This window comes from Streptomyces sp. NPDC026092 (genome assembly GCF_040638605.1).
Taxonomy (GTDB): Bacteria; Actinomycetota; Actinomycetes; order Streptomycetales; family Streptomycetaceae; genus Streptomyces.
Map to the genome: position 1 here is coordinate 14,142 of NZ_JBEZYN010000027.1, position 20,552 is coordinate 34,693.

General features: G+C 71.3%; 15 protein-coding genes and 1 tRNA gene. 9 read left to right on the forward strand and 7 right to left on the reverse strand.

Annotated elements, in window-relative coordinates; genetic code table 11:
• The first annotated feature begins 621 nt into the window (after positions 1-621).
• Together AB0F56_RS32000 and AB0F56_RS32005 are read left to right on the forward strand one after the other, a co-directional pair.
• A complete protein-coding gene (locus AB0F56_RS32000) occupies positions 622-813 on the forward strand; it encodes a hypothetical protein (RefSeq protein WP_362016072.1) in 192 nt (63 codons plus the stop codon).
• A 38-nt stretch (positions 814-851) separates the two neighbouring features.
• On the forward strand, positions 852-1,004 hold the full coding sequence (locus tag AB0F56_RS32005; RefSeq protein ID WP_362016075.1) for a hypothetical protein: 153 nt from the start codon (positions 852-854) through the stop codon (positions 1,002-1,004).
• Between the two features lie 104 nt (positions 1,005-1,108).
• Here the strand turns inward: AB0F56_RS32005 and AB0F56_RS32010 are convergent, their stop codons facing one another.
• Together AB0F56_RS32010 and AB0F56_RS32015 are read right to left on the reverse strand one after the other, a co-directional pair.
• Complete coding sequence (locus AB0F56_RS32010) at positions 1,109-2,158, reverse strand: hypothetical protein (protein WP_362016078.1); 1,050 nt, start codon at positions 2,156-2,158, stop codon at positions 1,109-1,111.
• Positions 2,159-2,239: 81 nt separating this feature from the next.
• Positions 2,240-2,313, reverse strand: a tRNA-Ala gene (locus AB0F56_RS32015).
• Between the two features lie 150 nt (positions 2,314-2,463).
• On the opposite strand from AB0F56_RS32015, the gene AB0F56_RS32020 reads away from it, so the two are divergent.
• The 4 genes from AB0F56_RS32020 (at position 2,464) to thpR (ending at position 9,683) form a co-directional block, all read left to right on the forward strand.
• Positions 2,464-4,389: a hypothetical protein gene (locus AB0F56_RS32020; RefSeq protein ID WP_362016081.1), complete on the forward strand. Its 1,926-nt coding sequence runs from the start codon at positions 2,464-2,466 to the stop codon at positions 4,387-4,389.
• A 64-nt stretch (positions 4,390-4,453) separates the two neighbouring features.
• A complete protein-coding gene (locus AB0F56_RS32025) occupies positions 4,454-6,562 on the forward strand; it encodes a SpoIIE family protein phosphatase (protein WP_362016084.1) in 2,109 nt (702 codons plus the stop codon).
• Positions 6,559-9,042, forward strand: a complete 2,484-nt coding sequence (locus tag AB0F56_RS32030) for a SpoIIE family protein phosphatase (RefSeq protein ID WP_362016087.1) — start codon at positions 6,559-6,561, stop codon at positions 9,040-9,042. The genes AB0F56_RS32025 and AB0F56_RS32030 overlap by 4 nt, the downstream gene beginning before the upstream one ends.
• Positions 9,043-9,074: 32 nt before the next feature.
• Positions 9,075-9,683 (forward strand): RNA 2',3'-cyclic phosphodiesterase, encoded by a 609-nt coding sequence (gene thpR / locus AB0F56_RS32035; protein ID WP_362016090.1) that lies wholly within the window; start codon positions 9,075-9,077, stop codon positions 9,681-9,683.
• A gap of 13 nt (positions 9,684-9,696) precedes the next feature.
• Here thpR and AB0F56_RS32040 read toward each other — a convergent pair whose 3' ends face one another.
• Complete coding sequence (locus AB0F56_RS32040; RefSeq protein WP_362016093.1) at positions 9,697-10,062, reverse strand: hypothetical protein; 366 nt, start codon at positions 10,060-10,062, stop codon at positions 9,697-9,699.
• Between the two features lie 81 nt (positions 10,063-10,143).
• On the opposite strand from AB0F56_RS32040, the gene AB0F56_RS32045 reads away from it, so the two are divergent.
• Positions 10,144-11,814 carry a right-handed parallel beta-helix repeat-containing protein gene (locus AB0F56_RS32045; RefSeq protein WP_362016095.1) on the forward strand — a complete coding sequence of 557 codons (1,671 nt, stop codon included), beginning with the start codon at positions 10,144-10,146 and terminating at the stop codon, positions 11,812-11,814.
• A gap of 58 nt (positions 11,815-11,872) precedes the next feature.
• Here the strand turns inward: AB0F56_RS32045 and AB0F56_RS32050 are convergent, their stop codons facing one another.
• The 3 genes from AB0F56_RS32050 to AB0F56_RS32060 form a co-directional block, all read right to left on the reverse strand.
• Positions 11,873-12,466, reverse strand: a complete 594-nt coding sequence (locus AB0F56_RS32050) for a DinB family protein (protein WP_362016098.1) — start codon at positions 12,464-12,466, stop codon at positions 11,873-11,875.
• On the reverse strand, positions 12,463-13,305 hold the full coding sequence (locus AB0F56_RS32055) for a DUF817 domain-containing protein (protein ID WP_362016101.1): 843 nt from the start codon (positions 13,303-13,305) through the stop codon (positions 12,463-12,465). The genes AB0F56_RS32050 and AB0F56_RS32055 overlap by 4 nt, the downstream gene beginning before the upstream one ends.
• A 102-nt stretch (positions 13,306-13,407) precedes the next feature.
• Complete coding sequence (locus AB0F56_RS32060) at positions 13,408-15,468, reverse strand: phosphocholine-specific phospholipase C (protein ID WP_362016104.1); 2,061 nt, start codon at positions 15,466-15,468, stop codon at positions 13,408-13,410.
• A 296-nt stretch (positions 15,469-15,764) separates the two neighbouring features.
• Here AB0F56_RS32060 and AB0F56_RS32065 point away from each other — a divergent pair, with 296 nt between their 5' ends.
• Positions 15,765-18,194 carry a polysaccharide lyase 8 family protein gene (locus tag AB0F56_RS32065; RefSeq protein ID WP_362016107.1) on the forward strand — a complete coding sequence of 810 codons (2,430 nt, stop codon included), beginning with the start codon at positions 15,765-15,767 and terminating at the stop codon, positions 18,192-18,194.
• A 21-nt stretch (positions 18,195-18,215) separates the two neighbouring features.
• Positions 18,216-19,022: a DUF3472 domain-containing protein gene (locus AB0F56_RS32070; RefSeq protein WP_362016110.1), complete on the forward strand. Its 807-nt coding sequence runs from the start codon at positions 18,216-18,218 to the stop codon at positions 19,020-19,022.
• Here the strand turns inward: AB0F56_RS32070 and AB0F56_RS32075 are convergent.
• The gene (locus AB0F56_RS32075) at positions 19,019-20,530 is read right to left on the reverse strand and encodes an HAD-IA family hydrolase (RefSeq protein WP_362016113.1); all 1,512 of its coding nucleotides are present in this window, start codon (positions 20,528-20,530) and stop codon (positions 19,019-19,021) included. The genes AB0F56_RS32070 and AB0F56_RS32075 overlap by 4 nt on opposite strands.
• Positions 20,531-20,552 lie beyond the last annotated feature (22 nt).

A 20,552-nucleotide genomic window follows, 5' to 3' on the forward strand; every position in this document is an offset into this window, starting at 1 on the left:
GGAGCCGAGCGCGCTGGGCGATTGAGCCCGGCGGCGAACGTGTGATCATGAACGCGTCGCGTTCCTTCGCCCGTGAGGTGATCTTCTTGACGAAGGTGGCACTGCGTCCCTACGCATTGTTGCCTCGGCAGTACGACGAACGGAAGGTGCTGGCCACCACGGTCGATGCGTGGGGCCGGGCTCTCTGGCTGATCTGCCCCGATGTCCATTTCCCCTACAAGTGGGCCCGTCGGGACGTTCCGGTACCCGTGAGCCTGCCCTTCGACGCTCTCGTCGTGATCAATGACGGGGGCAGGGTCGTGGAACAGACTCTGCACGGAGTGGCCGTGGACCCGGCCGCCTTCGACGCCTTGCCTGGCGGCGGGTTCATCCTCTCCGGTAACGAGGGAGCGAACGCGCTGTCCGGGCAGATCCTCGGTGCGGACGGCCGGTCTCGGCGCCGGCTCCCCTTGGGGACCCGCCTCAGGGACCTGGTTGCGGACGGCCGGGCCGGCTTCTGGACCGGGTATGCCGACGAAGGGGTGTACAGCGATGACCGCGTCAGCGCGGGCGGGCTGGTCCGCTGGGACGGCAGGGGCAACCGCGCAGGCACCCTGCGCCCCCCCGGCGCCCTACGACCTCGTGGCCGAAGTCAGCACCATCAACGTCTCCCCTTCCACCGCCCACGCCGTGTACCGGCCAGGCGCCCCGCTCGTCGAAATGGGGCCCAGCGGGGTGCTCCGCATCCGCGCCGCCCTGCCGGTCTCGGACCGTCCGGCCTCGCGATACGCGGTGACCGGCTGCTCCTGGTGGGAGGGGCTGAGCGAGGCGTAGGCGCCGCTGCCCGGAGGGATGCCGTCCACCACCTCCGGTTGACGGACGACGGAGCGGTCGTCGTCGGCCGCGAGGGCCTCGTCTTCCCGAACGGTGACCCCGTCAGACGCTACGCCCGCCCCGTCTGCCGGGGCCCGAACGTCTTCCTGCGCACCCTCCGCACATGGCGACAGTGGTGGGTGTTGACCTAGCCCTCGTCAGACGGGCTTGAGGACGCGTCCAGCAGGACGGGGACGGTCCGGCCAGGCGGCCCCCTGGACGGCTGACCCTGGGAGCACCGACACCGTCGCAGGGATCAGAGGGACGCGGAGGCAGAGGGGGCGCTCCCGTTCTGTGCCTCCTGTGCCCGGTCCGCCATCATCCGTCCGAGCGCGGTGAGCGACGGCTCCAGGTCGCCTGCCGCCGTGGTGTAGCGGACGAAGACGACGACCGTTCCGACAAGGGCCCCTGCTTCGGCCTCCTCGATGGATTCGTCGTCCTCGTTGATCATGTTCTTGCCGGGGGTCAACCGGAAGGCCGTACTGGTGTCACCCATGGACGGGAACGACATGAGGGTCTTCTCCGAGGAGTCCGCCAAATCCTTGCGCAGCTCTTCGAACGCCTCGGCGGCGTGCGCGGCGCTGTCGAAGGCCCCGACGTAGAGTACGGCCGTTTTCTGCGGTCGCTCGCGCCCCATGGTCGTCGTGGCGGTGAACAGATGGCCCTCGCATGTGGGCTGGCAGCCCTGTTCCCCCGTGGTCACCTCCGGATCGCCGTCGCTCTTGAACTCGGCCGGCAGGCTGTCGCTGTCGGGAAGGACGCTCTTGACGGTGGCCAACTCGGTGAGGGGAACCACCTTGCGCTCGCCCTCGCCGTCGCCCAGCATCTGGACCACACTGCGGAAGCCCAGTGTGACCAGCAGGGCCAGCACCACACCGATGACGGCGAGGGTGACCACCGTCCCCGTCGTCTTCTTCAGGTGCAGCGGCCCGACGTTGATGGTGGCGTGGTTGGCGTTGCCGCCGATGTGGACTTGCTGGGTGATCGTCGGCGGGTGCGTCGGAACCGGTGGGGGCACGGCGCGCAGCGCGGCCCGCAGCTGGTCGGCGAGACCAGGGTCCCCCTCCAACTCCACGGTCAGGCATGCCCGCACGGCCTCCGCCGCCTGCTCCGATCCGGGTTCCGCGTCCCACAGATCCAGCGCCCCGCGCCCCTCGTCCGAGCGATCCACGTGCCTGCGCACGAGCTCCGAGAGGCGGGTGAAGGCGGCGGTGCCCGTGGTGGTGCCGGTCGCGGCGCCGGCGCCGGACGCCGCGCCCGAGGCGAGGGTGCTGACGACGGCACCCGCCAAGTCCGTGGGTGACATGGACACATCTTCCCGGAGCGGAAGGGGTTCCCGAAGGAGAGTGGGTCAAGTGGGAGGGCGGCGTCCGCAACGGTTCCAGGATGGGGCCGGCCGGATTCGAACCGGCGTCCTCCCACATGCGGTGAAGGCGCGACGACCACTGCGCTACGAGCCCCATCCCGGTGGTGATCATACGAGTTGGCTGCCTTGCCGCGCACTCGACTTTGCGGAGGACGGGGCGCCGCCGTGCAGGTCGCCGAGCCGATCGGGCCTCGGGGGCGGGCCGGTGTTCTGGGGGCGCGGTGGCATGTGCCGCCGGAGGGGATGTGCGACTGGGTTTCCTCGACGCCGCCACGCGCCACGACTCCGCCGCCGCGGACCCCGGTGCGGCCCTCGACCCGAAGCAGCAGGTGGCCTGGCTGATCCGGCTCGCACCCGGCGACCTGCCCCGGCGCTTCCTGGCCCGCATGGCCGTGTGGCCCCTCCGCCGGACCGCCTCCGGGAACCACAAGGTGGAGCTCGCCCGGCAGCTGATCGACACCGGCGACCTTGCGGTCTGGACGAGCATGTTCGGTGGCGACTGCAGCCTGAAGCGCCGCGCCCGTGACGGGGATGCCGAGATCCCGCGAACCAGGCCTCGTCGCACAGGCGCCTTGCGCGCCTCCTTCGCGAACGGCGAGAACGAGGAAGTACGCCTCACCCCGTACAAGCAGCTGGCAGCCGCCATACGGTTGTGGGAGTCGGGCCAGGTCGATGAACTGCGCGCGCTGCTCGCCGAACGAGGCGATCACATCCGGGACGCGGACGTGCGCGAAGCGTTCGCGCTCGCGCTGGACCGGGGTTCCTCGCAGCCGCTCGAAGCGGCCGCTGCGATACGCCGGGAGCAGGACGACCTCCTGGACGAGGCACTGAGCCTCTGGGGCCTGCGTCTGCAACCCGGGCTGAAGCCCCACCAGTTGAGCGTGTTCAGCCACGTCGAGCTCGTCTCCGTGGGCCGGGCGGTCACCAACGACCCCTCGTACCGGGTGGACTGGGGAATCGTCCGCAGTCGCCTCGTCGATCCGGAGATGCGACACCACCGCGCGCAAGCGCGCGAACGGTACGGGGTGCTGCTGGCGCACGCCGACTGCCCGCCGGACGTCGTGGCCGCCCTGACCGATCCCGAACTCAACCGGCTCGACATGCTGCGGCTGTACGCCGACCGGGACACCGCCATAGCGACACTGACCCATGGAGACCTCGGGCCGAGCGGGTACGCCCTCTCCGCGGTCTGGGAACCCGTGTGTGAGACCACCCCGCTGCCCGGTTGGACGCCCGCGGTGACCCCGGAGGACGTACTCCGGTACGACCGTCCCGTACAGTCGGCCCTCGTCTTCGCACCGGGTGAAGCCGTCGCCCAGGTCATCGAGGAGCATGGCGCACCGGCCGCCACCGAGGATCCCGCTGCCGAGGCGGCGCTGTGGATGACACTGTGGCGCCTCACCGGGTACTTCTCCGGTCCGCTGCCCGCCCTCCTGCGCACCGCTGTCCGGCTGTCCGGGGGCGGTGCGCCGCTCGACGTCGTGCCCGCCGCCGACTTCCTGGTGGGGCCGGGCCGGGACACCGCTGCCGACCTGGTCCGCGAGAGGCTGGGAGAGGCGCCCGGACCCTGGCTCAGCGCCGTACGCCTGCTCGCGACCGGCTTCGCCGGAACGCTGCCCGAACTGCTCGACGCCGCGTCGGCGGAGCAGCCCGTGGAGCCGGGCCGGGCCACCTTCCTCCACGTGGGCCCGGCCGCCCTGCTCGGTCTCGCTCCCGACGAGGTCGTCGACCCCGTCGGAGCCGGCCTCGACGTACCCACCCGCGTCGTACTGGCCGCGGGCCCCGTCGCCAGGAGCGCCGGCGACACCGTGCCGAGCAGACCGGCAGCCCACGTTCCCCTGTGCCTGCGTGCGTTCACATCGTTCGTCCCGTGTGTTGGATTCCGTGGTGTGTCGCGGCCGCGGGCAGGCGGGTGGTGTCGGCATCGCTCACTCACCCCGCACCAGGTCGTCCCGCGCAGCCAACAAGCCCTGACAGGGCGGGCGTTCGGATGGGTGTGTGCCTGCCCCATGGGGTCTACGACGGCACGGAGCCAACCGTTCGATGGGCGGGGATCAAGGCTGAGCGCATTCCCCGGGGCTGCGGGGCGGCCACGTTCTTCGCGCCCGGGAGGGGCCGGAAGGGGCCCCCGCCGCAGGCCCCACTGGCGGTCCGTCCCCGCGGCGGGATGATGGAGGGGACCCCGTGCGTCCGCTCCGCACGTGGACGCGGGGCGTTGAGGAGGATGCGGTCTGGATGAGCGCGGCCTTTCCTGCAGGCCCGGACGCGGCGGGCACCGACCTTGCCTGGGAAGCGGGCGGGCTCCTCGACGTACTCGGAGTGGCCGCGGTCGTACTGAACGCGAGCGGGCGCATCGAGCTGTGGAGCCCTCAGGCGGAGGCGGTCTTCGGATACCCGGCGGACGAGGCCCTGGGCCGGGCCGCCGTCCAGCTGCTGGTCGAGGACCGGCACCGGGCGGTGGCGCACTCCCTGTTCGAGAGCGTGATCGCGGGCGGCGGGCCGTCGGTCGGCGTCTTCCCGGCACGGCACAAGGACGGCCGCACGATCCCGGTCGAGATCCGCTGTACCCGGCTCCAGGACGATCAGGGAGGGGTTCACGCCCTCGGTCTGGCCTCCGACGGGAGCACCGTGCGGCGCGTGGAACAGGACCGTTCCCTCTCCTCCCGGCTGGTCGCCCACTCGCCGATCGGCCTGGCCGTCCTGGACCCCGAGCTCCGGTTCGTGCTGGTCAACCCGGCACTGGAGCGCATCGACGGCCGGCCGGCCGCCACCCATCTGGGCCGTTCGTTCCGTGAGACGGTGGCGTCGCCCGACGTCGCCGCGCTGGAATCGACGCTCCGAGAGGTGCTGCGGACCGGGACTCCCGTCCTGGCCCGCACTTTGCGGGGGCCCGCCGGCCCGGACGGGAGGGAGCGGGTGTGGTCGATGTCCCTCTACCGCCTGCAGACCCCGGGGCGGCTCGTCATCGGGGTGGCCGCGTCGGTCGTGGACATCACCGACCAGCACCACGCGGCCAAGGCCGCCGCGCAGGCGAGGCGCCGGCTCGCGGTCGTCGCGGACGCCTCCGAGCGCGTCGGCACCACACTCGACCTGGACCTCACCGCTCACGAACTCGCCGACCTGGTCGTGCCGGAATTCGCCGACATCGCGGCCGTCGACGTCCTGGAGTCCATCCTGGCCGGGCCGCACCTCCCGGGCACCCGGGCGACCCCGGGGACGGCGGTGTTCCGCGCGCTGGCGGTGAAGGCCGCGTACGCGAGCCCTGCCGAGGCGGCCGCCGACCCGGTCGGCGAACCGGCCCGCTACGACACGGAGCGTCTCGTCACCCAGTGCGCACGGACCGGCAGGCCCGTCCTCGTCGAACACGTCACGGAGGACGACCTGGCCCGGATCGCCCGCGACGGCCCCGCCGCGGAACTCCTGCGCCAGGCGGGCATCCACTCCTACCTCGCCGTCCCCCTGCGCGCCCGCGGTGTCGTCCTCGGCGTCCTCGACCTGAAGCGCGCCCGCAACTCGGCCGCGTTCGACCAGGACGACGTCCTACTGGCGGGGGAGCTGGCGGCCCGCGCGGCGGTCGCCATCGACAACGCCCGCTGGTTCCGGCACCAGAGCGAGGCCGCACTCGTCCTCCAGCGCCACCTCCTGCCGCACGGCCCACCGGGCCTGAAGCGGCTCGATGTCGCCGCCCGCTACCAGCCCGCCTCGGCGGCCGTCGAGGTCGGAGGGGACTGGTTCGACGCCATCCCGCTGCCCGACGACAAGACGGCCCTGGTCGTGGGCGACGTGATGGGCAGCGGAATCAACGCCGCCGCGACGATGGGGCAGCTGCGCACCGCCGCGCACACGCTCGCCGGACTCGGCCTCTCCCCGGCCGTGATCCTGAACCAGCTGGACCGTACCGCCGCCGACCTCGACGACGCGATGGCCACCTGCGTGTACGCCGTGTACGACCCCCACCGGGGTACCTGCTGCCTGGCCTGCGCCGGGCATCCGCCACCCGTGCACGTGCAGGCCGGCCTTGCCCCGCACCTGCTCGACCTGCCCACGGGCGCGCCCCTCGGGGTGGGCGGCGTCCCCTTCGAGACCGTGGAGATCCCGTTCACGACCGGTGACCTCCTGGTCCTGTACACGGACGGCCTGGTCGAGACCCGGGACCAGGACATCGACGTCCGGCTGGCCGTACTCACCGACCTGCTCGCGCAGGCGTCCTCGCTTCCCCTGGAGGAGACCTGCGACTTCCTCCTCGGCGCGCTCAGGCGCCCTGACGACCACGACGACGTCGCCCTGCTGATCGCCCGCGCCCAGCCCCCGTCCGGGTACGGCGGGAAGGAGGCGGCACCGTGAACGGCTCCTCGGGCCCCGGTGTCCCCGGCCTCCCGCGTGTCCCCGACGACGGCCTCCCGCCCCTCTCGCAGGAGACCGCCGCCGCCCTGCTCGACAGCCGAGGACGGGTGAGCGGCTGGACACCGGAGGCCCGGGCGCTGCTCGGCAGGTCCGCCGCGGACGTCGTCGGCCGGCCCGCGCGCGCCCTTCTCGCGGACCCCCACTCCTGGCCGGCGCTCGTGGCGGCGTACGCCCGCGGGGCGCGGCGCGGCGAGGCCGTGCTGCGGACCGGCGGGGGTGAGGACCTGCCCGTCGTCTTCAAGACGTTCGGCCTCACGGGCGGCGAACGAGACGGCGCTACGAAGGAGAACCGGGCCGGAGACGGGGCCTGGTGCCTCGTCCTGGCGGCCCCGGTGGTGCTGGCCACCCGCTGGAACCAGGACCGGGCGTTCGTCAACGAGCTCTTCCTCCAGGACCGGGTGGGGCTCGCCGTCTTCGACCCGGGGCTGCGGCTCCTGCGGACCAACACCCACCTCCTGCCCTACACCGGCGTACCGCCCGACCTGCGAGGACGCCGCCTGTCGGACTTCCTGTGGCCCGGGGACGCGGAGGCCGTGGAGGAGCAGCTCCGAGGGGTCCTGCGCACCGGCCGGCCGCTCGTCGGGGTCGACCAGATCCTGCGGACCGTCGAGGACCCCGCCGGCGGCGTGTTCATCACGATCTCGGCCTTCCGGCTGCAGGCTCCCGACGGCCGGGTCCTGGGGCTCACCGCCCTCTTCACCGACGTCACCGAGCTGCGCCGCTCGGGCGAGCGCCTGGCCCTGCTGCACCACGCCACGGCCTCGGTCGGCGGTTCGCTCTCGGTCAAGGACACCTGTACGGAACTGGCCGCGGCGCTCGTACCCGGTCTCGGCGACGTGGCCGTCGTGGAGATCGCGGACACCGTGCCGCTGGGCGAGGAACCGGTACCCGACGAGGAAGGCCGGCTGCTGCTGCGCCGTACGGCCGTCGCGGGGCGGCCGGCGGCGGGCAGCACCCCGCCGGCCTCGACCGTCGTCCGCGTCGCCGCCCCGATCGCGGACTCCGGCGCCACCAGCCTCACCGTCACGGGGGTCGACGTCGGGGGCTACTCGATGACCATGACCGCTCTCCTACGCGCGCGAGGAATGATCCTCGGCAGGGTGGCGGTGGGCCGGCAAGCCGCCCGTGGCCCGTACGAGAAGGCCGACCACGACCTCCTGCGCGAGATCGCCGACCGCGCGGCCCTCGCCCTGGACAACGCCCGCCGCTTCGCGCGCGAGCACCGGGCGGCCGTCGGCCTGCAGCGCAGCATGCTGCCGCCCACGCAGACCGAGACCGTCGCCGCGACCACCTCGGGCACGTACCTCCCCGCCAGCACCGCGACCGGCGTCGGGGGAGACTGGTTCGACGTCATCCCGTTGTCCTCCGCACGGGTCGCGCTGGTCGTGGGGGACGTCGTCGGACACGGACTCGCGGCCACCGCCACGATGGGCCGACTGCGCACGGCCGTCCGCACCCTCGCCGACCTCGACCTCGAACCCGACGAACTGCTCACCCACCTGGACGACCTGGTCGCCCAACTGGTCGCCGAACCCGAGGACCCGGAGGAGGAGGACTCCGACGACTCGGAGTACGACGGCGGGGACACAGACGCCGACGACGGCGACGGATGGCACGACCGGCACCCTTCCTCCTCCACGGGCGCGACCTGCGCGTACGCGATCTACGACCCGGTGTCCCGGACGTGCGTCGTGGCATCGGCCGGGCATCCACCGCCGGCGGTGGCGGATCCGCAGGGCAACGTCACCTACCTGCCGGTCGATCCGGGCCCGCCGCTCGGCGTCGGCGGGCTGCCGTTCGAGACGACGGAGGCCGACGTGGCCCCCGGCAGCGTGATCGCCCTCTACACCAACGGGCTGATCGAGAACCGGGACGGCGACCTGGAGTCGGGGATGGCCGAGCTGGCCGGTCACCTGGCCCGCCCCGACTCCCTCGGCGGGCCGCTGCGCGACCTCGGCAGGGAGATCGTCGCGGGCCGGCCCGCCGTCGGGCTCGGGGACGACGTCACCGTGCTGCTCGCCCGTACCCGAGCCGTACCGGCCGAGGACGTGGCCGTCTGGGAGGTCGAGGCCGAGCCGGCGTCGGTGGGCACGATCCGGGCGGCCGCCGAGGAGCAACTGCGCGTGTGGGGACTCGAGGAGATGGCCTTCACCACCGAACTCGTCCTGAGCGAACTGGTCACCAACGCCATCCGGTACGCCGGCGGGCCGGTCAAGGTACGGCTGATCCGCGCGGGCCGGCTGATCTGCGAGGTGTCCGACCCCAGCGCCACCCACCCCCGTATGCGCCGGGCCCGACTGACCGACGAAGGCGGCCGCGGCCTCTACCTGGTCGCGCAGCTCACCACCCGCTGGGGCAGCCGGTACAGCCGGAGCGGCAAGACCATCTGGGCGGAGCAGGAGTTCGGACCCCCCGAATGACCCGACCGGCGCGGTGCGATACGAAGACTCCCGTGAACGATCAGAACCAGACCTCGACCGTCCGGGCCTTCATAGCGCTCGCGCCGCCCGACGACGCCAAGGCGGAGCTGGCCCGGGCGCTGCGGCCCGCCTACGAGGCGTACCCGGACATGCGGTGGAACCGCATCGAGGACTGGCACATCACCCTGGCGTTCCTCGGAGAGCTTCCGGTCGCGACCGTACGGCTGCTCCGGCAGCCGCTCGCGGAGTTGGCGGCGGCACACGGCCCCCTCGAGCTGGCGCTGCGCGGCGGCGGGCACTTCGACGGACGGGTGCTGTGGACCGGGACCGACGGCGACCTCGGAGGCCTGCACCTGCTGGCCTCCGAGGTACGTGCCGTGGTCAAGGGATGCGGGATTCCGCTCACAGACCGCCCGCTGAACCCGCACCTCACACTTGCCCGTGCCCGCCGCAACGATCCCACGTCCGTGGTGGACGCGGCCGCCGGACTCGACTCCTTCACCGGCCGGCCCTGGCCGACCCCACGGCTCCACCTGGTCGCCAGCAACACGGCCCGAGGCCCGGGTCCGATCCACTACCGGGACGTGGACTCCTGGCCCTTCGGCGGAGGCGGCGGAAGCGAAGGCCGCGGAGGTCACTGAACCGCCGTGCCGGTCAGTGGCCTTCGTCGAAGAGCCCGGCCTCCACCTGGAAGGCCAGCGTCTGCAACACCTCGGCGGAGGTGATGTCGGTCTGCCCGCTGTCGTGTGCCATGGCGAGGCTCGAATAGGCCAGAGTGAAGCCGGCGATCATGGTCTGCAGAGCGGGACCGAGCGCACGGGCGACGACCCGAGCCACCTCCTGAGGGGTGGCATCGGCGGGCACGCGAATGGAGGGCAGCATTTCGTTCAACATCTGCGTCACCACGGTGGATCCGAGCTCGGAGTTGTCCTCGTCCTCGCCTGCCTGCGCGGCACGACGGATCTCCTCGGCCTCTGTCAGGATGCCGATCACACGCTTCAGGACCTCAGCTCGTTGCATCCCCGGAGCCTAGCCTCACCCGCCCCGCCGGTCCCACCTCCTCGGACGGAACAGAAACACAAGTGCCCGCTCGTTCCGTGCATGGGCTCGACCGAAGAGTGCGTGGAAGTCTCCCTCCTGCCGGCGACGGCTCTGTCGACGGTCCTGTCGATGGCTCTGTCGACGATCCTGTACCGGAATCGGGAGAACAGCCTTATGCGGATATCTGGTTGGGGAACGAGGGCACTCCTCGCCGTGGCGGTCGCGGCCACGGCGGGCGCTGTGCCCGCCCATGCGGGCACGCAGCCGGGCGACGGCGGGCGCCACGTCGGCACGACGTACTTCATCGACTGCGGCTCGGGTTCCGACACCGCCTCCGGCAGGTCCCCGGCTTCGGCGTGGGGCTCGCTGGAGAAGGCGAGTTCCGTCACCTACGGACCGGGCGACCGGATCCTGTTCAAGCGCGGCTCCAGCTGTGCGGGTGTGTTCGCGCCCAGTGGTTCGGGTGCGAAGGGCGCGCCCGTCAGGGTCGACGCGTACGGGCAGGGCGAGAAGCCGCGCATCGAGGGTGGCGGTGCCCGCGCGGCCGTCCTGCTGGAGAACGTCGAGCAGTGGGAGCTGCGCGCCCTGGACGTCTCCAACAAGGGCGCCGCGCCAGGCCCGGAGGAGCGCCGCGCGGGGATCCTGTTCCGTCTCACGGACTTCGGTACGGGTGAGCACTATGTCGTCGACGACGTGGACGTGCACGACGTCAACGGCTCCGACCACAAGGACCCGGACCCGTCGGGCGGCATCCTCTTCGTCGTCCGTGGCACGGCGACCCCGACCCGCTTCGACGGCATCACGGTCACGGACTCGACCGTCAAGCACGTGGACCGCACCGGCATCGCCACCGCGTCCAGCTGGGGCAAGCGGCCGGAGCATCCGAACAGCGGCGCACCCGGCTGGGCGCCCAACACCAACCTCACGATCCGCGGCAACAAGGTGATCGATGTCGGCGGCGACGGCATCGTGCTCCAGCACGGCCACCACGCGCTGGTCGAGCGCAACTACGTCGACGGGTTCAACAGGCGTTCGGCCGGCTACAACGTCGGCATCTGGGCGTGGAACTTCGACGACGCCGTGTACCAGTACAACGAGGTCACCGGCGGCCACGGGACGCTCGACTCGCAGGCCTTCGACTTCGACGGCGGGAACAACCGGAACGTCTACCAGTACAACTACAGCCACGACAACGAGGGCGGCTTCCTCCTCGTCTGCAACGCCACCGGCATGAAGACCTCCGACAACGTCTTCCGCTACAACGTGAGCATCAACGACCGCAACACCTGGAGCCCGCCGTACGGCGTGATCTCCGTGGTCTGCCCGGCCCCCACCACCAACACCCAGGTCTACAACAACACCGTCGTGACCAACCAGCAGGGCACGGCGATGGTGAGCGACAACGGCAAGGGCGGGGTCACCTTCCGCAACAACATCTTCGTCAGCACGGCGGAGGGCGGTTCGCCGATCGTCGACGCGCTGAACACGTACGACCACAACCTTTACGTGGGCGTGGGCGCCGTCCCGGCGGGCGACGCCAACGCCGTCACGGCGGACCCGAGGTTCCTCGACGCCACCCCGGACACCCCGGGCGACCTGCGCCTGCGCTCCGGCTCCCCGGCACTCGGCGCGGGCACGCCGATCGAGAACGCCGGCCGCCACGACTACTTCGGCAACCGCCTGTACGGCACGACCGACATCGGCGCCCACCAGCGCCCGGGCCTGAAGTAGCCCATCGACGGCCGGGGCGGGGCGGCAAAGCCCGCCCCGCCCCGTCGGCGACGCCCGACTAAACAGCAGGCCCCTGGGCCTCCTTGGCGGACGCCTCAAGCCTGTTCCAGTACTCCTCGTACCAGGCCTCGTCGCCGCCGTCCATGTTGCTGCTGGTCTCCCGCATGCCGGTCCTGCCGTCGATCAGCTCGCGCACGATGTCGGCGTGGCCGGCGTGACGGTTCGTCTCGGCCGTCATGTGCAGCATGATCCGCTGAAGCGTCACCTGGCCGTTGTCGCCCCACCAGGCGACATGGCCCATCGCGTCGAGCGGCAGCGCCTCGATCGTCGCGTCCGCGTGCGCCCAGGCACGGTGGTAGAGGCCGAGGATGTCCTCGCGTGACTCGTCGGCGGGTGCCCACATGTCCGCGTTGGGCTCGGAGCCCTCCTCGTGCCAGGGCAGGGATTCCTTGTGCGGGCGGTCGAACGTCGGGCCGAAGTACCCGAACTCGACACTGGCGAGGTGTTTGACGAGGCCGAGCAGGTTGGTCCCGGTCCGTGTCAGGGGGCGGCGGATGTCGTACTCGGACAGTCCGTCCAGCTTCCAGACGACGGCCTCGCGGGCCGCCTTGAGGTACCGGTGCAGGTCGTCTTTCGGATCATTGGGCTTCATGGCCCGAGTCTCGCATCGCGGACCGACAACGCGCCCCCGTCCGGACGATACGCCGGCCGGTCACTCCGATCCCTCGGACCTCGGGTACGCGCGACCAGGACGAAGGTGACACTGATGAGGAGCGCCCAGGCGCCGAACTTGGTGAGGGGCACGGGCTGCCAGCCGTCGAGCTGATGGGGATACGCCCAGGCGCCGACGTAGGTGGCCGCGTTCTCCGCGACCCAGAGGAAGAACCCTATCAGCGCGAAGGCCAGCGCCAAGGGCATCCGGTAGCGGGAGTCGCCCACCGTGAAGTGGACCCAGGTGCCGAACATCGCGCCGAGGAGCAGCAGGGCCAGCGGCAGCCGCGCGTCCGGCAGCCAGTGATGGGTGAAGAAGTTCACGTAGACGGCCGCCGCGAGGACGGCCATCCATCGGGGGCGATATCCGGACAGCGACAGCTCCATGATCCTCCACGACCGACAGCAGTAGCTGCCCACGGCGCTGTAGAGGAATCCGCCGTAGAGAGGGACGCCCGCGACCTTGAAGAAGGCGTCCTCCGGGTAGCTCCACGAGCCCATGCGTACCTTGACGAGCTCGAAGAGCAGTCCCACGAGGTGGCACCCCAGGATCACGGCGGTGTCCCGCGGTCCGTCCCAGCCGACCTTGCGGGCCAGGATCGTCAGGGCCACGCCGTACACCAGGAGCAGGTCGTAGCGGGCCACCGGCAGGTCGCCGGGCAGCAGCCGTGAGGCGCCGATGCCGCCGACCAGGGCGACGGCGAAGGCGACAGCCCGCACCTGGCCGATCCCGAAGCGCCAGAACTGGGCGAAGCCATGGCTGATCGTTTGGAACGTCATGCCCGAGCAGACTGCCGACCGACGACCGTTGGTTCCCGCGGAGCAGCCGCCGTGACGCGGGGGAGGCCCGCCCGATGGGCCTCCCCCGCTCCCTGAGGACCGTCAGACGGTCTTGATCGCCGGGTCGGAGACGCCCACCGCTCCCGTTTCGACGTGACCCGCGAAGCGGCGCAGGAAGGTCGCGTCCGCGGAGGAGGTGACCGTGACGTCGTACCAGCGGCCCGTGGTGCTCAGGTCGATGGTGCGCGCGACGGTTGCGCCGGCGTTGACCGTGACGGTCTGGGTGGTGTTCCCGTAGGCGTTCTTGATCGTGAGGCTGACCGCCGCCGTGCCCGAGTTGGTCAGGGTGAGGGCCAGGTTGCCGGTCGAGGCGACGTGGCGGGCCGTGACCTCGGGGCCCGCCTGCTTCGTGGGGCCCTTCCAGGTGCGCAGGAAGCCGTTCGGGCCCCACACGGTCAGGTTGATCTGGTTGCCGGTCGAGGCGCTGGTGCTCCACGTGTCGGCGAGGGTCTTGCCCGCCTCGACCGTGTAGGGCCAGGGGCCGTCCGTGCGGTTGCCCGAGGTGCTGTGGAAGTGGGCACCGAGCGTCGGACCGCTGGAGAAGGTCAGCGTGAACTTGCCCGTGGAGACGGTGCGCAGACCGTCCACGTACGGGCTGTAGCCGAGCGGGCGGGTCGGCTTGGCGCCGGCCTCCTGCTTCGGCAGGGTGCCGGTGGCCGGAACCACCGGATTGTAGGAAGGGTGGCGGTTCTTGTCCGGCGGGACGTAGCCGGCCGTCGACGGGAGCGCGGCCGGAGACGCGTCCGCCCGGGTGAAGTCGAAGGCCGAGGTGAGGTCGCCGCAGACCGCGCGGCGCCACGTGGAGATGTTCGGCTCGAGCACGCCGAAACGCTTCTCCATGAAGCGGATCACCGAGGTGTGGTCGAAGGTCTCGGAGCAGACGTAGCCGCCCTTGCTCCACGGGGAGACGACGATCATCGGGACCCGCGGGCCGAGGCCGTACGGACCCGCCGTGAAGCCGCTGCCGCCGGGGTAGAGGTCCTTCGAGACGTCCGCCGTCGACAGGCCCCACGCGGAGGAGGCGGGCGGGTACGGCGGGACCACGTGGTCGAAGAAGCCGTCGTTCTCGTCGTACGTGATGAACAGCGCGGTCTTCGCCCACACCGCCGGGTTGGACGTCAGGGCGTCGAGCACCTGGGAGATGTACCAGGCGCCGAAGTTCACGGGCCAGTTCGGGTGCTCGCTGAACGCCTCCGGGGCCGCGATCCACGACACCTGCGGCAGCGTGCCGTTCGCCACGTCGGCGCGCAGGCGGTCGAAGTACCCGCCACCCGCCTTGACGTCGGTGCCGGTGCGCGCCTTCTCGTAGAGAGCGCTGCCGGGCTGCGCGTTGCGGTAGTTGTTGAAGTACAGCAGCGAGTTGTCGCCGTAGTTGCCGCGGAAGGCGTCGTTGATCCAGCCCCAGTGGCCCGCGGCGTTCAGGCCGTCACCGATGTCCTGGTAGACCTTCCACGACACCCCGGCGGCCTCCAGGCGCTCGGGGTAGGTCTTCCACCCGTACCCGGCCTCCGCGTTGTCCAGGACCGGTCCGCCGCCCGTGCCGTCGTTGCCGGTGTGGCCGGACCACAGGTAGTACCGGTTCGGGTCCGTCGCGCCGATGAACGAGCAGTGGTACGCGTCGCACACGGTGAACGCGTCGGCGAGGGCGTAGTGGAACGGGATGTTGTTCCGGGTCATGTACGCCATGCTGGTGGCGGTCTTCGCCGGCACCCACTTGTCGTACTTGCCCTTGTTGTACGCCGCCTGGCCACCGGCCCAGTCGTGGTTCAGGCCCGTGACGAACTGCATGCCCAGGTCGGCGACCTGCGGGTTGAAGGGGAGGATGTCCTTCGATCCGTTGGACTGGAAGAAGACCGACTTGCCGTTGTCCTGGAGGACAGGACGCGGGTCACCGAAGCCGCGTACGCCCTTCATCGCGCCGAAGTACTGGTCGAAGGACCGGTTCTCCTGCATGAGGACGACGACGTGCTCGATGTCCTGGATGGTGCCCGTGGTGACCTGTGCCTGGATGGCGGCGGCGCGCGCGATGCTCTCGTTCAGCATGGTCGCGGCGGCGGTGCCGCCGGCGATCTGCAGGAACCTGCGGCGGTTGAGTTCAGTCATGGAGTGATGACCTCTGCGGGTGAGGTGGGTGATGTGGGTGCGGGGGCGAAGCGGGTGCGGGGGAGAGGGAAGAGCGCCCCAAGGACAGCGGCCCCCGGGGACCGCACGGAGATCCTTGCCTGAAACTTGGCTGTACAACTAGAGAAAACAGGGGAGTGGGTGGATCTTCAAGAGGCGCGACACGACGAAAAAAGCGATCGAAACGCTCATCTTCGTCGTCGCTATGGATCGATTGAGCGCGCGCATGCTAAAACCGGCCAGCCGTGACTCGTTTCCAGTGCCCCCTGGAGCTCCCCATGACGCATGTCTGGTCCCGCCGCGGATTCCTCACCGCCACCGGTGCCGCCCTCGCCCTCGGCCTCACCGCGAGCCCGCCGCTCACGGGAGTGGCCCTGGCTGCCGACGAGTTCACCGCCCTGCGCGCCAAGTGGCGCACCCTGCTCCTCGGTGAGGGCTTCAGCCCCACCGCCGAACCCTTCAGGACCAAACTCACCGAACTCGGCACCCGCGCCGCCGAACTCCGGGCGACGATGGCGCCGGCGACCGGATCCCTGTGGCCCGACGCGGTGTGGACCGACCCCGAGCCCGACACCGACCAGGAGTCGTACGGCTACTCGGCCAAGATGAACGAGAACTACACCCGGCTCCTCACCATGGCCCAGGCCTACTCCCAGCCGGGCACCGGCCTCACCGGCGACGCCACCCTCGCGGCCGACATCGTCACCGGCCTCGACCACATGTACGCCCGGATCTACAACGAGAGCCAGACCCGCTACGGCAATTGGTACAACTGGCAGATAGGCGCCCCGCAGGCGCTCCTCGACATCTGCGTGCTCATGTACGACCGGCTGACGGCCACGCAGCTGGCCGCCTACTGCCGCGCCGTCGACCACTTCGTCCCCGACTCGGCCATCGGCAGCTACACCGGCACCAGCACCGGCGCCAACCGGGTCGACCTCTGCCGGGTCGTCGCGCTGCGCGGCGTCGTCGGCGACAGCTCCGCCAAGATCACCCTCGCCCGGAACGCGCTCTCGCCCGTCTTCCCGTACGTCACCTCCGGCGACGGGCTCTACGCCGACGGCTCCTTCGTCCAGCACACCTCCGTCCCCTACACCGGCTCGTACGGAGCCGTGATGCTGGGCGGACTCGGCATGCTCTTCGCCCTCCTCGCGGGCTCCGCCTGGGCGGTCACCGACCCCAACCGGCAGATCGTCCTCGACGCCGTCGAGAACGCCTGGGCCCCGTTCCTCTACAACGGGCTCGTCATGGACAACGTCTCCGGGCGCGGCATCAGCCGCGGCATCTCCGCCACCGACCCCAAGCAGATCCAGGCCGACGACCATCTGCGCGGCCACGGCATCCTCTCCTCCATCGTGCTGCTCGGCCAGGGCGCGAGCGCCGCCGAGAACGCGCGCTGGCGCGGCCTGGTGAAGGGCTGGATCCAGCGCGACTACTACAGCCCGCCGATGAGCAACCCCTCACTGGGCCTGGTGAGCCTCGCGCGGCTGAAGTCCGTGGCCGACGACACCTCCGTCGCGGCCCTCGCCGAACCCACCGGGCACCGGCTCTTCCCCTCCATGGCCAGGGCCACCCACCGCCGCCCCGGCTGGGCCGCCTCGATCAGCATGGCCGACAAGCGCATCACGTACTACGAGACCGGCAACGGCGAGAACCTGCGTGGCTGGCACACCGGCTCAGGAATGCTCTCCTGGTGGGGCGACACCTACGGCAACGGGCAGTACAGCGACGCCTTCTGGCCCACCGTCGACCCCTACCGCCTGCCAGGGACCACCACCTCGCGCAAGGTCCTCGCGGACGCGGCGGGCGGCGACTGGGGCGCGTCCAAGCCGGACGTGAACTGGGTGGGCGGCGCCACCGACGGGACGCGCGCCGCGATCGGCCAGTACCTCAAGGGCCTGCAGAGCACCCTGCTGGGGAAGAAGTCCTGGTTCTGCCTGGACGACTCCATCGTCTGCCTCGGCGCGGGCATCAAATGCACCGACGGCACCCCCGTCGAGTCCGTCGTCGAGAACCGCAACCTCGGTCCTGGCGGCACCCACGTCCTCACCGTCGACGGCACGGTGAAGCCGGTCGGCCACCCCTGGTCGGAGACCCTGACCGGCGCCGGCTGGGCGCACATCGGCGGCTTCGCCGGCTACGTCTTCCCCGGCGGCGCGACGGTCAAGGCCCTGCGCGAGGAGCGCACCGGCCGGTGGAGCGACATCAACCGGTCCATGGCCACCACCCCGATCACCCGCCGCTACCTGACCCTCTGGGCCGACCACGGCACCAACCCGACCAACGGCACGTACGCCTACGTCCTCATGCCCGGCGCGACCACCACGCAGACCGCCGCCCGCGCCGCCGACACCGGCTGGGTACAGATCCTCGCCAACACCGACAACCAGCAGGGCGTCCGCGTGCCCTCGCTGGGCTTCACCGGCGTCAACTTCTGGTTCGGCGGCACCGTCGGGGCGCTCACCGCGAGCGCGCCCTGCTCCGTGATGATCACCGAGAAGAGCGACGGTACGGCGGTGATCTGCGTCAGCGACCCGATGCGCATGCAGACCGCCCTCACCCTCACCTGGAACCGGGCCGTGGCCTCCGTGATCTCCAAGCCCCCCACCGTCACGGGCACGGCCACAGGCTCCTCGCTGAACCTCACGTTCGGCGACCTCAGCGGCACCTTCGGTGCCACGCAGAAAGTCACTGTCAGGCTCGGCTGAGAACGGAAGGGACATCCCCACATGACCCCCGCACTTCCGCGCACGACGATAGGCACGACTTCACCCACGACCACCCACACGTCCCCCCACAGGAGCCCGCGCCGACGGCTCGGTGTCCTCACCGGCATCGTCGCCGGCGCCCTCGCCTCGCTGCTGTACTCCACGGGCCCGGCGGCCGCCGCCGTCACACCCGGCGGCATGATTTCCAACTCGTACACCGTCACCGGCGCGCCCTCGGAGGGCCTGGAGAAGCTCGCCTTCCCGCTGAAGGTGATCAGCCAGCCCAACGACGCCGGCTACTACTGGGCGCAGCAGTACTACTTCAAGTCCGGCCAGGTCGGCTACGTCGGGCTCCAGCCGCGCGTCAACAGCGGCATGGCGGTCTTCAGCGTCTTCGGCTCCGGCACCTCCACCACGCACCCCAACTGCCGTACGGGGGCGGACGGCGGCTCCGGCACGAGCTGCAGCGTCACCTACCCGTACGTCAAGGGACGCTGGTACCAGCTGGAGATCATCAGGACCGGCACGAACAACTGGACCGGGTACGTCGTCGACACCGCCAGCGGCGTGTGGACCACGATCGGCAGCTGGAACGTCTCCGCCTCGGCCGGCTATCTGAAGCCGAGCGGGGTCGGTTTCGTCGAGTACTACAAGTCCGTCGCCGACTGCGCCTCGATCCCGTACGGCCAAGCGGTCTGGGGCAACCCGTTCGTCACCCCGGAGCCGGGCACGGGCACCAACACCAGCGCCCGCACCTATGGTCCCTGCGCGGCCGACGCGACCTACAGCATCAGCGGCGGCCAGGTGACGATGACCACCGGCGGCTAGAGCCCCGCCGGCCGCTGGTCGCGGGGCTCCCGCCCGGCCTGCAGCAGCTCCACCAGCTCCTGCAGGCCGGTCAGGACCCGCCGACCGGGGGCGGCCTCGACCGGTACGAGTGAGGGGACGGCGACGACCCGGCAGCCCGCGGCCTCCGCCGCGGCGATCCCCGCCGGGCTGTCCTCCACCGCGAGGCAGCTCGCCGGGTCGACGCCCAGGGCCTGGGCCGCGGCCAGATACGGCTCGGGGTGCGGCTTCGTACGGTCCGTGTCGTCCGCCGTCACCGTCACCTGGAACGACTCGGCCCCGAGCACCTTGAGCACCGACTCGACGACGGGCCGGGGCGAGGCGGTGACAAGCGCCGTCGGAATGCCCATGTCCCGCAGTACGCCCAGGAGTTCCAGGGCGCCCGGGAGGGCGGCCGCCTCCGTCTGGACCGCCGCGAGGAACCGGGCGTCGAGCTCGGCCACGACGGCGCCCAGCGCGCGCTCGGTGCCCGAGGACCGCCACAGATGGACCGCCGTGTCCTCCACCGAGCGGCCCACGACCTCGGAGGTGTCCGCGTCGGTCAACGGGTGCCCGAGCCCCTCAGCCACCTCCCGCGCCGTGCGCCACCAGAGGGCCTCGGTGTCGACGAGCGTGCCGTCCATGTCCAGCAGGACGGCCTGCGGTTCGACGGCGAACGGCCGTCCGTCCAACGTCCAGTGCGAGTCCGGGGGAGAGTCCAGCGACGCGAACACTTGGGCGGCGACGTCCTGATGGCGGAGCTCCCCGACCCGTGCGCCCGCCGGGACGTCGGGACCCGCGCACGCGATCCAGGCGGTGCGCTCGAGCTCCGAACGGCCGCCGTGGCCGCCCTCGTCGCGGTGGCCGTGGTCCGTGACGACGAGGAACGTCCACGCCTCCTCGGCGAAGCCGGCCCGACCGCGCACCGCGGCGAAGAGGCGGCCGAGCCGCTCGTCGGCGCGGACGATCGCGCGCTCGTACTCCGCACCGCAGCCGAGGATGTGCGCGGTCTCGTCGACCGCGCCCAAGTAGACGAAGGACGCCTCGGGGTCGTGCTCGGCGAGCACCCGCACGGCGTCGGCGGTGATCAGCTCGTCGGCCTCCTCCCAGCCCGCGCAGTCGTCGGAGGCCGGGGCGACGTGGCTCAACCGACCGGCGCCGCGGAACAGCGGGCCACCGTTCGCCACGGTCACCAGCGGTTCCCAGCCGGCCGCCACGTAGGTGCGCCGACCGGCGGCCCACAGCCGGGTGGCGAAGTCCGGGAAGACCGCGAGGCGGTGGCCGCCGAAGTCGTTGCTCCAGACGGCGTGCTTCTCCACCGTCACACCGGTCGCGATCGTCGCCCAGCAGGGCCCCGACATGGTCGGCGTACCGGGCTCGACGACGACCGGAGCGAGGAACCCGGAAGCCGCCAGGGCGTCCAGATGGGGCGTGTCGAGGCGCCTCAGCGTGTCGAGGCGTACCCCGTCGATGCCGACCACGAGGACACGGCGGCGGGTGGCGACGGGCATGGGTTCCTCCGGTTCGGACAGC

What these genes read in the sequence shown, in the direction of transcription:
- AB0F56_RS32040 (WP_362016093.1), bottom strand. Translation starts at nt 10,062, where the DNA reads ATGCAACGAGCTGAGGTCCTGAAGCGTGTGATCGGCATCCTGACAGAG.
- AB0F56_RS32045 (WP_362016095.1), top strand. Translation starts at nt 10,144, where the DNA reads ATGGGCTCGACCGAAGAGTGCGTGGAAGTCTCCCTCCTGCCGGCGACG.
- AB0F56_RS32050 (WP_362016098.1), bottom strand. Translation starts at nt 12,466, where the DNA reads ATGAAGCCCAATGATCCGAAAGACGACCTGCACCGGTACCTCAAGGCG.
- AB0F56_RS32070 (WP_362016110.1), top strand. Translation starts at nt 18,216, where the DNA reads ATGACCCCCGCACTTCCGCGCACGACGATAGGCACGACTTCACCCACG.
- AB0F56_RS32060 (WP_362016104.1), bottom strand. Translation starts at nt 15,468, where the DNA reads ATGACTGAACTCAACCGCCGCAGGTTCCTGCAGATCGCCGGCGGCACC.
- AB0F56_RS32075 (WP_362016113.1), bottom strand. Translation starts at nt 20,530, where the DNA reads ATGCCCGTCGCCACCCGCCGCCGTGTCCTCGTGGTCGGCATCGACGGG.
- AB0F56_RS32065 (WP_362016107.1), top strand. Translation starts at nt 15,765, where the DNA reads ATGACGCATGTCTGGTCCCGCCGCGGATTCCTCACCGCCACCGGTGCC.
- AB0F56_RS32055 (WP_362016101.1), bottom strand. Translation starts at nt 13,305, where the DNA reads ATGACGTTCCAAACGATCAGCCATGGCTTCGCCCAGTTCTGGCGCTTC.
- AB0F56_RS32025 (WP_362016084.1), top strand. Translation starts at nt 4,454, where the DNA reads ATGAGCGCGGCCTTTCCTGCAGGCCCGGACGCGGCGGGCACCGACCTT.
- AB0F56_RS32010 (WP_362016078.1), bottom strand. Translation starts at nt 2,158, where the DNA reads ATGTCACCCACGGACTTGGCGGGTGCCGTCGTCAGCACCCTCGCCTCG.